At 48.1% G+C, this 12,422-nt stretch carries 9 protein-coding genes; 6 read left to right on the forward strand and 3 right to left on the reverse strand.

All coding sequences use genetic code 11. The annotated features are described in order from the left end of the window. Positions 1-12: 12 nt before the first annotated feature. From IC21_RS11370 to yidC, 4 genes are all read left to right on the forward strand, one after another. Positions 13-2,100: a DNA topoisomerase III gene (locus IC21_RS11370; RefSeq protein ID WP_029141630.1), complete on the forward strand. Its 2,088-nt coding sequence runs from the start codon at positions 13-15 to the stop codon at positions 2,098-2,100. A gap of 392 nt (positions 2,101-2,492) precedes the next feature. Further along, entirely contained in the window at positions 2,493-3,383 is an 891-nt protein-coding gene (locus tag IC21_RS11375; protein WP_029141631.1) for a YitT family protein, read from the forward strand. A 202-nt stretch (positions 3,384-3,585) separates the two neighbouring features. Further along, positions 3,586-3,894, forward strand: a complete 309-nt coding sequence (locus tag IC21_RS11380; RefSeq protein WP_017554079.1) for a hypothetical protein — start codon at positions 3,586-3,588, stop codon at positions 3,892-3,894. Positions 3,895-3,907: 13 nt separating this feature from the next. Next, on the forward strand, positions 3,908-4,681 hold the full coding sequence (gene yidC / locus IC21_RS11385; RefSeq protein ID WP_029141632.1) for a membrane protein insertase YidC: 774 nt from the start codon (positions 3,908-3,910) through the stop codon (positions 4,679-4,681). A gap of 120 nt (positions 4,682-4,801) precedes the next feature. Here yidC and IC21_RS11390 read toward each other — a convergent pair whose 3' ends face one another. Then, complete coding sequence (locus IC21_RS11390; protein WP_029141633.1) at positions 4,802-5,365, reverse strand: Rok-like winged helix domain-containing protein; 564 nt, start codon at positions 5,363-5,365, stop codon at positions 4,802-4,804. A gap of 298 nt (positions 5,366-5,663) precedes the next feature. Here IC21_RS11390 and IC21_RS11395 point away from each other — a divergent pair, with 298 nt between their 5' ends. Beyond that, positions 5,664-7,148 carry an aldehyde dehydrogenase family protein gene (locus IC21_RS11395; RefSeq protein WP_029141634.1) on the forward strand — a complete coding sequence of 495 codons (1,485 nt, stop codon included), beginning with the start codon at positions 5,664-5,666 and terminating at the stop codon, positions 7,146-7,148. A gap of 53 nt (positions 7,149-7,201) precedes the next feature. On the opposite strand, the gene odhB is transcribed toward IC21_RS11395, so the two are convergent. Beyond that, positions 7,202-8,488: a 2-oxoglutarate dehydrogenase complex dihydrolipoyllysine-residue succinyltransferase gene (odhB, locus tag IC21_RS11400; protein ID WP_029141635.1), complete on the reverse strand. Its 1,287-nt coding sequence runs from the start codon at positions 8,486-8,488 to the stop codon at positions 7,202-7,204. 153 nt (positions 8,489-8,641) lie between these two features. Then, a complete protein-coding gene (locus IC21_RS11405) occupies positions 8,642-11,473 on the reverse strand; it encodes a 2-oxoglutarate dehydrogenase E1 component (RefSeq protein ID WP_029141636.1) in 2,832 nt (943 codons plus the stop codon). Positions 11,474-11,770: 297 nt separating this feature from the next. Between IC21_RS11405 and IC21_RS11410 the strand changes: the two genes are divergently transcribed. After that, entirely contained in the window at positions 11,771-12,217 is a 447-nt protein-coding gene (locus IC21_RS11410) for an HSP20-like chaperone (protein ID WP_202622498.1), read from the forward strand. The last annotated feature ends 205 nt before the right edge of the window (positions 12,218-12,422 follow it).

Consider the following 12,422-nt stretch of genomic DNA (forward strand, 5'->3'; position numbering starts at 1 on the left):
AGGTGTTATGCAATGAAATCGCTTGTACTCGCCGAAAAGCCGAGCGTCGGGCGCGAACTTGCGCGCGTCCTCGGCTGCACGGAAAATAAAAAACGTTATATTGAGGGGCCGCGCTATATCGTGACATGGGCGCTCGGCCATTTGATCGAACTGAAAATGCCGGAAGATTATCATCCGAAATATAAAGAATGGCGCATGGAAGACCTGCCGATTCTTCCGGATAAAATGGAAACCAAAACAATCCGGCAGACATATCCGCAATATAAAGTGATCGAACAGCTCGGCAAAAGAAGCGACATCAAAGACTGTATTATCGCAACCGATGCCGGGCGCGAAGGCGAACTTGTCGCACGCTGGATTCTGGAAAAAATGCGCTGGAAAAAACCGGTAAAACGGTTATGGATATCTTCCCAGACCGACAAAGCGATTAAAGACGGGTTCAAGCAATTAAAACCGGCAAAGCAGTATGACAATCTGTACCGCTCCGCCGTCTGCCGCAGCGAAGCAGACTGGCTGATCGGGTTGAACGTGTCCCGCGCTTTAACCGTGAAATACAACGACCCGCTCTCCGCCGGGCGCGTGCAGACGCCGACATTGGCGATGGTGCTCGAGCGCGAACGGGAAATCCAGTCTTTTGTGCCGAAAAAATACTGGACCATTGAAGCGCTCGCCGGAAAACTCGAAGTGTCATATGACCATAACGGCGAGAAACGGATATTTGATGAGCAAAAAGCAAATGCCATACACGCGGCTTTATCCGGGCAGACTGCCGTTGTAACACAAGTGATCCGCAAACAGAAGCAAGAGCAGCAGCCGCTCCCTTACGACTTGACGGAACTGCAACGCGACGCCAACCACCGCTTCGGTTTTACAGCAAAGAAAACATTGAACGTGCTGCAAAACTTATATGAACAGCATAAACTCGTTACCTATCCGCGCACCGATTCGAAATATTTGACGAAAGATATGGAAAACACGATGTACGACCGGCTGCTTGCGGTGAAAGATGCGTACAAAGAAGAAGTTCAGCCGGTCCTTTCCCGGAAAGGCAACATACTGGCCAAACGTGTCATCAATGATGCAAAGGTGACGGACCACCATGCGATTATTCCAACGGATGAACGCCCGGCCTTGCCGGATTTATCTGCCGATGAACGGAAAATCTATGATCTGATCGTAAAACGGTTCCTTGCGCTGTTCTACCCGGTTTATGAATATGAAACCGTCCAATTTAAGCTTCAAGCAGGCGGAAAAACCCTGGCCGGGCGGACAATGGCCGTGAAAAATGCCGGGTTTACCGCTGTTTTGCACCATGAACAGGAACGGGAAAATACGGCGCTGCTTTCGATCAAAGAAGGAAAAACATTTAAGCTGGAACAAATCCGGCTCAGCCAGCATTTAACCGAAGCACCGAAACGGTATTCCGAAGCGGATATTCTTTCGAGAATGGAAAAATACGGGCTCGGGACGCCGGCAACACGCGCCGATATCATTGAACGGCTCGTCTCCTCCGAAACGATCAGCCGTGAGTCCGGCCGCCTTGTGCCGACACCGAAAGGCAAGCAGCTGATCGACCTTGTAAATGACGAGTTGAAATCGCCGGAACTGACCGCAAAATGGGAAGAACAGCTTGAAGCGATTGCCCGCGGAAAAGGCAACCCGAAGCAGTTTTTGGAAACCATCCGCCGGGAAACCGTACGCCTCGTCCGTGAAATCCGGACGAGTGACAAAAAATACCGCGCCCACAATTTAACGGGAACGAAATGCCCGGAATGCGGTTCCCTTATGAAAGAAGTAAACGGCAAAGACGGGAAAAAGCTTGTCTGTTCAAACCGGGAATGCCGGTTTACAAAGCGGAAAAGCCCGAAACTTTCCAACCGACGCTGCCCGACCTGCCATAAAAAGATGGAGATTCATCACGGCAAATCCGGCGTGTATTTCCAATGCCGCCACTGCAATATTGTCCAAAAAGCGGACGAAAAGAAAAAAACTTTGTCAAAACATGAAGAAAAGAAATTGCTGCAAAAATACACAAAGAAAGAGGAAAGTTTCGGCAACAGCCTGGCAGATGCTTTAAAAGCCGCCTTGGAAAAAGAATAGATTGGATGTTTAAAAAAGCCCGGCCAAGCCGGGCTTTTTTATAAACATTTTCGCGGCCAATACGGGCAATTCGGCCCCTGAAAGCGCGCCATGCCCCATGTTTCAACACGGCCGGAAAAAATTTGAACAACATGGAAATGCATATCCATTCACTTTTTAACTTTCTTATAATATAATTAAATTATAGATGTTTGTACCGGTTTTTCTCCTCTGTTATAAAAACCCGCTTTTTCTCATCTGTTTATATCGGGAGCGTCCTTCATTGTAAATGTTTTTTCGTTCTCCGGTTCAAGGAAAAATCCTTGGCTTTGGCAGAAGCCGCCCTTAAAGGAACGGCTCATTATGCGTAAAGTGTACATTATTTCACAAAAATATTTAGAAAGGGGCTAAATATGAAAGAAACTGCAAAAACATATGCATCATTCAGACAGAAGAAAAACAAGTGGGTGATACTTGGCCAGCGCTTTATCTTTGTCAGCCTCGGCGCGATGATTATGGGGGTTGCCCTCCAACTTTTCCTTGTCCCGAACCAGATTCTAGACGGCGGCATCACCGGCATCTCGATTATCCTCTCCCACCTTGCCGGCTGGAAACTGGGCCCTATTATTTTCATCTTAAACCTCCCATTCTTTTATATCGGGTACAAGCAAATCGGAAAAACTTTTGCCTTGACCACCCTTTACGGCATCTCCGTCATGTCGGTGACAACCGTCCTGTTGACCCCCGTAAAAGTGTTTACGGATGATTTGCTGCTGTGTACGGTTTTCGGCGGCATTATCCTTGGCATCGGCGTCGGCCTTGTAATCCGCTGGGGAGGCTGCCTTGACGGAACAGAAGCGCTTGCCATTCTATTAAACAAAAAGCTTCCTTTCTCTGTCGGTGAAATTATACTCGGCCTCAATCTCTTCATTTTTACCTGTGCCGGCTTTGTGTTCAGCTGGAAATATGCCATGTATTCGGTCATTACCTATTTTATCGCCACAAAAGCAATCGACGTGGTTGTACAGGGGCTGGATGAATCCAAATCGGTATGGATCATCAGCGACGAGATGTATGACATCGGCGAAGCCATTATGGCCCGCCTCGGACGCGGAGTAACCTATCTGAACGGGGAAGGCGCTTATACAGGAGACAATAAAAAAGTTATTTTCTGCGTCATCACCCGCCTTGAAGAAGCAAAATTGAAATCAATTGTAGAAGAATTTGACGAAAGCGCCTTTATTGCGGTTGGAAACATATCGGAAGTGCGCGGCGGCAGATTTAAGAAAAAAGATATTCACTAACGGCGTAAATGAGGACTGTCCATCCGGGCAGCCCTGTTTATATGCACATATAACTTTTTCCATTTTCACGCTGTCCGGCCATACTCCCCTTCCCTTAAATTAGGATTCTTTCGTAGTGTATGGTAAAATGATGATTACGATTGTAAAACAGATAAATTTAAAGTATACTTTGTACTGATCTCTTTAAAGTGAGTGAATAGCTTTGATTCAAAACATCATCGATTTTGTAAATGATCCGGCCGTCTGCACGCTGTCATTTTACGTACTGGCAGCAGGTTTTCTTTATCTCAGCCGGTTTGTGATCAGGCCGGCAGCGTTTGTTGAAGCAAGGCCCGCCGCCATCATGCAGGATTTTACTGTACACACCCGCCCGGCTGCGGAATGCCGGTGCAATTTCTTTACGGTTTGGATTTTAAGTTGTGTCAGAATACGGACATATCCTTCTGAGGATCCTGATCCGGAACCGGATTTAACGCCGGCCGGAGAGGGCAGGATTTGTGCAATATACTGAAGGAGGATATTTCATGAAAAGATTTTTCAGCTTCACATTGGTTTTAAGCGGTTTATTGTTCGTTTTGAGCGCATGTTCAAATACAAACGGCGGGCACAGCGGTGGATTTTTCCATCATTATTTTGTTGCCCCGTTTTCAATTGTCATTAAAGCAACGGCCCAGCTGCTTCATGGCGATTACGGGATTGCCATTATTGTTTTGACGTTAATCATCCGGCTGATTCTTATGCCTTTTATGCTGCATACATTCAAAAAACAGCAAATCATGCAGGATAAAATGAAAGTTTTGAAGCCGGAAATGGATAAGCTGCAGGCAAAAATCAAAACGGCAAAAACGAAAGAAGAACAGGCAAAGCTTCAGCAGGAAATGATGGGGCTGTACCAAAAGCACGGCGTTAACCCGCTGAATATGGGCTGCCTGCCGATTATCATCCAAATGCCGATTTTAATGGGATTTTATTATGCGATCCGCGGCTCAAAAGAAATTGCAACCCACTCCTTTTTATGGTTCAATCTCGGACAAGCGGATATACCGATGGCCATTCTCGCCGGTGTCATTTATTTCATCCAGGCCCAGATTTCCCTGATCGGGGTCCCTGAAGAACAGAAAAAGCAAATGAAATACATGATGCTCATGTCGCCGATCATGATCCTGTTTGTTTCTTTTTCAGCTCCGGCGGTTCTGCCGCTGTACTGGACGGTGAGCGGGCTGTTTATGATCGGGCAGACGCTGATTCAGAAAAAATTTTATCAGACCCATCCACCGAAGGAAGAATCAAATTCATAATTGCATCTTGATCGTTTGGTAGTCACTAAAATACAAAAAAAGCGGCGGGGGCACAGTTAATGTGTTCCCGCCGCTTTTTGTTTTTGCATCCCCGGATTTCCGGGGATTTTTTATGCCGGTTTACTTCTGTTCAGCAACTGCCTCGTTTTCCTCCGGCTCGTGTTCATTTTGTTCCATTTCCTGATGCGGTTCTTCCGTATTTGCTGTATCATTCACAAATTGATACAGCCCGCGGTCCGGTTTGCGGATGCGCGGATCGAGTTTTTCGACGGATTTCATAAAAGAGGTCATATTAGCGATTTTAAAGCCGGTTTTTTCTTCGATCATCCGCTGCAGTTCAGCCCCTCTGATCGGTTCCGAAACCTCTTTTAATATTTGGATGGCCTCTTCTCTCATCTTGCCCGACTTGCTTCTTCTTGACGGCCGCGATTTCCGCACCTTTCTTTCTTTCGTAAGGACTTCGCCGCCGGAGGTTTCCGGCGGGACGGACGCAAGCGTATTAAAAGATACATATTCCGGTTTGCCGGATGCTGTTTCTGCCTGCTGACCTTCTTTTTCATCCAGCTCCCTTAATCTTTTAAAAATATATTCCCGTTCTTTTTGAAATTCCTGTATAACCCGGATCTCAGCGTCTTCCAGCTGCTCCAGGCGGATTTTTAGTGCCATTCTCTCATTAATCGTCAATTTTATCCCTCGTTTCTTAAAATGTATGTATATATAGATTATAATATGAAACTAGTAAAATAAAAAGATAAAATAATTATTTTTTGTTAGAAAATTAGTAGCGAATAATTATTCATAAAGGGGCATGTCGAATTTTTGCGGTTTTCCACGGAATATGTTCAAATTATTCGAATGATTTCTATTGCACCTATTTTTTGGATTTAGTAGAATATTAATGTAAGCGCTGACAAACTGGCGCGCAAAGCAAGTGTATAAGGAGGCTTGTCTCCTTGAAATTAACATAAACGGAGGGGTTGGAATGGAACAATTAACCGTGCAGTTGGATGAAAGGGTTCAGCATTTCCTTCAGGGCAAAAAGAAGATGTTCATTAACGGGCAATTTGTTGAAAGCGCATCCGGAAAAACATTTGACACGCCGAATCCGGCTACCGGCGAAACGCTGGCTACGGTCTATGAAGGGGATAAACAAGATATCGGCCGTGCCGTACAAGCCGCCAGAAAAGCATTTGATGAAGGCCCTTGGCCGCGGATGAACCCTGCCGATAGAAGCCGGTTAATGTATAAATTGGCAGATCTGATGGAAGAGCACCGGGAAGCGCTGGCACAGCTCGAAACGCTCGACAACGGGAAACCGATCCGCGAAACGGCAAATGCCGATATTCCGCTTGCCATTGAACATATGCGGTATTATGCCGGCTGGACAACGAAAATCACCGGCCAGACCATTCCCGTAAACGGCCCTTACTTTAACTATACCCGCCATGAACCGGTCGGGGTTGTCGGGCAAATCATCCCTTGGAACTTCCCTCTTTTAATGGCAATGTGGAAAATGGGCGCCGCGCTTGCGACCGGCTGCACGATCATTTTAAAACCGGCTGAACAAACGCCGCTTTCCGCCCTTTATTTGGCGCAGCTGGTGAGCGAGGCCGGCTTCCCGGATGGCGTCATCAATATTGTGCCGGGCTTTGGGGAAACTGCCGGAGCCGCCCTTGTCGACCACCCGCTTGTGGATAAAATTGCCTTTACCGGTTCCACTGAAGTCGGGAAACTGATCATGGCCAATGCCTCGAAAACGCTAAAACGGGTCACGCTCGAACTTGGCGGAAAATCCCCGAACATTATTTTGCCGGATGCCGACTTATCGAAAGCGATTCCTGGCGCTTTAAACGGCGTAATGTTCAACCAGGGGCAAGTATGCTGCGCCGGTTCGCGCGTTTTCATTCAAAAGAAACATTTCGATAATGTCATTGCCGATATGGCCTCCCACGCCCAGTCAATTAAGCAGGGCTTCGGGCTGAATAAAGATACGGAAATGGGGCCGCTTGTTTCAGATGAGCAGCAAGCGCGCGTTTTGAATTATATTGAAAAAGGGCTTGATGAAGGGGCGGAAATTGTGACAGGCGGAAAAAAACCGCGTGAAGAAGGCTTCTTTGTTGAACCGACGATTTTTGCAGATGTCCGTGATGAGATGACGATCGCCAAAGAGGAAATTTTCGGCCCAGTCATTGCAGCAATGCCTTACGAATCCCTCGATGAAGTAATCAGCCGCGCCAACAACAGCGAGTACGGGCTTGCGGCAGGGGTTTGGACGGAAAATGTGGCCAATGCGCACTATATTGCAAACCGTCTCCGAGCGGGAACGGTTTGGGTCAACTGCTACAATGTGTTTGATGCTGCTTCCCCGTTTGGCGGTTATAAACAATCCGGCATCGGGCGCGAGATGGGGTCCTACGCGCTCCAAAACTATACGGAAGTCAAAAGCGTCTGGATCGCCAATCCTTAAAGGGCGGTTAAAAAGAAAAGCATCGGCAAAACCGATGCTTTTCTTTTATGCTTTTAAGATTCCAGCAGCAAATCTTCAGGATTTTCAATTAATGTTTTCACCGTTTTCAAGAAACCGACAGCATCTTTTCCATCAATGACGCGGTGGTCATAGGAAAGCGCCACGTACATCATCGGGCGGATTTCAATCCGGTCCCCATCGACTGCAACCGGGCGTTTTTGAATGGTGTGCATGCCGAGGATGCCAACCTGTGTCCCGTTGATAATCGGCGTTGAGAACAACGAGCCAAAGACGCCGCCGTTTGTAATCGTAAAGGTTCCGCCCTGCAGATCGCTTAATGCAAGTTTATTATCACGTGCTTTTTGGGCAAATGCAGCAATATCCGCTTCAATTTCCGCGAACGATTTCCGGTCGCAATCCCGGACAACCGGCACGACAAGCCCTTCTTCCGTGGATACCGCAATGCCGATATCATAATATTTTTTCAAGAGCAGCTCATTGCCCTGAATTTCCGCATTGACATACGGATATTTCTTCAATGCCGCAACCACTGCTTTTGTAAAGAACGACATAAAGCCGAGACGGGTGTCATGATCTTTAACGAACTGTTCTTTTTTTCGCTTTCTTAAATCCATGACGGCCGACATATCAATTTCGTTGAATGTCGTCAGCATCGCCGTTGTCTGTGTCACTTCAACGAGCCGTTTTGCGATCGTCTGGCGGCGGCGTGACATGCGGATTCTTTCAACCGGTTTGCCGGCTTCTTCTGCCACAGCTTTGCCGGCTGCAGGTTTTTCCGGTGCTGCCGGCGCTTTTGCCGCAGCTTGCGGATTGAAGGTTTCCACATCTTGTTTCCTTACCCTGCCAAGCGGATCCACTGTCGGCACTTGCGATAAGTCAATGCCTTTTTCACGTGCCAGTTTGCGGGCAGCCGGAGAAGCAACCGGGCGGCTTTCGCTTTCTTCCTGAGCCGGCTTTGGCTGCTCCGGGGCAGGCGCTTGTGTTTGCGCCAGCGCCTGTGCTTGTGCCGGTTGTGGTGCTTGTGCCGGTTGCGGTGCTTCCGCTTCTTTTGGCGGCGCGGAAGGCGTTGCGTTGTTTTCCCCTGTTCCTTCGCCGACAATCGCAATGACATCGCCGACTTGGACTGTGTCCCCTTCTTCAAAAAGGAGGGACTGGACGACGCCTTCTTCTTCCGAAATGACTTCTACATTTACTTTATCTGTCTCAAGTTCTACAATATATTCCCCTTTATCTACATGGTCCCCCGGATGTTTCAGCCATTGTGCAATGGTTCCTTCCGTGATGGATTCTGCCAGTTCAGGCACTTTAATTTCAGCCACAACACTTGTCCTCCCTTAAAAGTATCACTTTTTTTATATCAAAGCCTCCTCCTTCATCTTCCGAGCAGCGCGGGCTGCAGGATGAAGCGGGCAAAGCAACGGTTATTTTGCGCATAGGAAGCCCCCGCCCCTTGGGAAGGAGCGAGCCGCCGTTTAAGGGCGGGTAATGGCTTCAGTCAGAATTCTGTTTTGTTCTTTTTTATGGACGACCGGGTCGCCTTCCGACGGGCTTGACCTTCTCGGCCGGCCGATGTATCGGATTTCTGCTCCCTGAGGCGCCAACTTTCTTAAATACGGTTCAACAAAAGACCAGGAACCCATATTCTCCGGCTCCTCCTGCATCCATACAATTTCTTTCGCGTTTTTAAAGCGCGCGAAGATTTCCTTCAATTCCTGTTCAGGGAAAGGATAAATTTGCTCGACCCTTACCGTATGCAGCCAGCTCATATCCGCACCGTCCAGCTTTTCTTCCAAGTCTACAGCCACTTTCCCGCTGCAAAGCAGGATTCTTTCGACTGCACCCGTATTTTCCGTATCCGGGCCTTCCAGCACGGTGTGGAATTTGCCATCTACCAGTACAGACGGCTCTACAGATGCCAGCGGGTGGCGAAGCAGGCTTTTTGGCGTCATGAGAACGAGCGGGCGGATTTCTTCTTTTGCCAGCCATTTTGCCTGCCTTCTTAAAATATGGAAGTATTGGCCGGCTGTCGAGACATTCGCCACTGTCCAGTTATTTTCCGCTGCCAGTTGCAGGAAGCGTTCCACCCTGCCGCTTGAATGTTCAGGGCCTTGCCCTTCGTATCCGTGCGGCAGCATCATGACAAGCCCTGATTTTTGCCCCCATTTTGCCCTGCCGGATGAAATGAACTGGTCAAACATGACCTGTGCCATGTTTGCAAAATCGCCGAACTGGGCTTCCCAAATGACGAGCGTATCCGGCGAAAAGACGTTATAGCCGTATTCAAACCCGACAACGCCGGCTTCGGTCAGCGGGCTGTTATAAATGGCAAATGAAGTTTGAACGCCGGATAGATGATGGTGCGGAATATATTCTTCCCCCGTCTGTTCGTCGTGCAGGACGAGATTGCGCTGTGCGAACGTGCCGCGCTGTGTATCCTGGCCGGTAAACCGGATCGGCACGCCATCTTTTAAAATGGCTGCAAACGCGAGCGCTTCCGCATGGGCCCAGTCAATTTTCCCTTTTCCGTCAAAAACGTGTTCGCGGCGTTTCAAAATCCGCGCCAGTTTTTTAAAGACGTGGAAGTTTTCAGGCCAGGCGAGCAATTCAGCATTCCAAGCCCTCAGTTCCTGTTCCGGCACCCCTGTTTTCATGCTCAAATAGCCTTTTTTCACATTTTCTGGGGGCTCCATGGCCGTATCGGGTTCTGCTTCGCCGTCTGGCACTTTTTCGTAAGCCGCCTGCAGTTTTTTCTGAACGGCTTCATCAATCGTTTTAACCTCTTCGGCTGTCAGGACGCCTTCTTTTACAAGCTGTTCACCGTAGATGGCCCTGACCGTCGGATGATTGTGCACCGCATGGTACATTACCGGGTTGGTTACCATCGGTTCATCCATTTCATTATGGCCGTAGCGGCGGTAGCCGACCAGGTCGATCACAAAGTCTTTATGGAATTTTTCGCGGTAAGCATAAGCAAACAGCGCCGCCTGTACGCATGCTTCCGGATCATCCGCATTCACATGGAGGATCGGCACTTCATAGCCTTTTGCCGGATCAGAAGCATATTTTGTTGACCTCGAGTCGTATGTTTCGGTCGTAAACCCGATATTGTTATTGGCGATGATATGGATGGTCCCGCCTGTCCCGTATCCGTTCAGCTTGCTCATATTCAGCGTTTCTGCGACAATGCCCTGCCCCGCAAATGCGGCATCCCCGTGGACAAGAATCGCAAATGCGCGGTCCGGATCGCGGTCCGGATAGCCCGCTTTGTTCCGGTTATCCTGCGCGGCACGTGTATACCCTTCGACAACAGGGTTGGCAACTTCCAGATGGCTTGGGTTGTTGGCAAGCACGATACGCGCGCCGATCGGGCCGCCGTTTTGCCCTTTTCTGTCCGCGCCGAGATGGTATTTAACATCGCCGGTCCATCCGTACGTAATGCCGATCGATCCTTCGGAAGGGATTAAATCTTTATTGGAAGCATGCTTAAATTCCGCAAAAATGAGCTCGTATGGTTTTTCAAGAATATGGGCAAGCACATTGAGGCGGCCTCTGTGCGCCATGCCGATATTAACGGTTTTCACACCCGTTTTGACCGCTTCCATGATCATTTGTTCCATCAGCGGAACGAGCGCATCAAGCCCTTCAATGGAAAAACGCTTCTGCCCGACAAATGTCCGGTGAATAAATTTTTCAAATCCTTCCACATCTGAAAGGCGTTTTAAAATCCCGATTTTCTGTTCCCGGCCGAGTTCGCGGAAAAAGCTTCCCGATTCAACTGTCCGTTGCAGCCAGTGCTTTTCTTCCATGTCATGAATATGGTCAAACTCAAAGGCGACTTTTTGGGTGTACACTTCTTTTAAATAATTGATGGCATCAAGCCCGTTTTTGACCCTTTTGGGTGCATCCGGGCAAATAAAGGATGCCGGCACTTTTTTCAAATCTTCTTCGGTTAAATCAAATTCTCCCAGTTCAATTCTTCTGACATCCCCAACAGGTTTTTGGAGCGGGTTGATATCCGCTGCGAGATGGCCAAAAGTCCGGATATTGTCCGCCAATTTGACAGCAGCGACCATTTTGCTGAAAATCGTCGGGTTTGCCGGCAATTGGAAAGAAATATCCGCCTGCCCCTGTGTCAGGCTCCCGCCTTCGGAAACAGCGGGCGCGCCCCACTGGTCAAATACTTTTCTCGCCTCTTCGTCGATGCTGTCCGGATCTTCCAGGTATTGTTCATATAAATCCATGACATACCCAAGATTAGGCCCGGAAAAACTTTCCCAAAATCCCTTTGGTGTAGTTGCATTCATTTTGAAAAACCTCCAGCTCTTCGTCCCTTATTCACTTTCGTATGGTTTCGCCTGGCGGATGCCAAAACGGAACCAAGAAATTATGTAACGATAAAGAATTTTGAAAGCTGTAACGCTTACAAACTCAATTTTAGCACTGTAAGCGTAATAGATAAAGTTAAAAACTCTTATTTTTAAAAATTTGCATGAATAGTGATTCATTCTGTTTTTTCCCGGAAAGTGCTGCTGCATTTGCCTCACCCGATTGTTCAAAACCGCATATTTTATGATATCCCCGTTGCAGAAAGGAGCAGAAAAATGTTCCCATGGAAAACGTTTCCGTTTACCGAAGAGATCTTCAAGATGATGAATATGCCGTTTCCACCTGTACAGGAACATATAAACCAAGCCCTTTCTCAATGGGACGAATGGGGGAATGCGTTTAAAAAGGGGGACGGGAATGGACCGGCGGCCTCTTCCCCGGATGCAGGCGCCCCGTCTATAGAAGTATTTGAAACACTGGATTTTATTTTTATCCGCGTCCCTGTCCAGGAGGAAAGCATGCTCACCGGCTTAAAAATCTTCCACACTTCTCTTCAGGTCATGTTAAAATCATTCCCAAAACCGGACGCGGAACAGGTGATACGGCTGCCTTCCCCGGTGCGCCGGAAAGGGACGACCGCAAAATACCGGGACGGCATCCTGGAAATCCGGCTCCTGAAAAAAAGTGAACATGAAATGACAGAAGTCGGCATAGATTTTTAACAGTCCGGCCCTCTGGATAAAACTTACAGTTGGTTCCATACGTATAGCTCCCGGTTATTTTGCGGATCAAAAAGGTTTATCCTTTTGGAAACGGGCGAAAGGCGGGCGCGGTTTCGTATGTGTCAAGTTTTTCTCGACAAGGTTTAAATATCGGGTATTCCAAGACACTCTTTTTGTACACTTTCGACTACCGTGCTTCACTTGC

This window comes from Heyndrickxia coagulans DSM 1 = ATCC 7050 (assembly GCF_000290615.1).
GTDB lineage: Bacteria > Bacillota > Bacilli > Bacillales > Bacillaceae_C > Weizmannia > Weizmannia coagulans.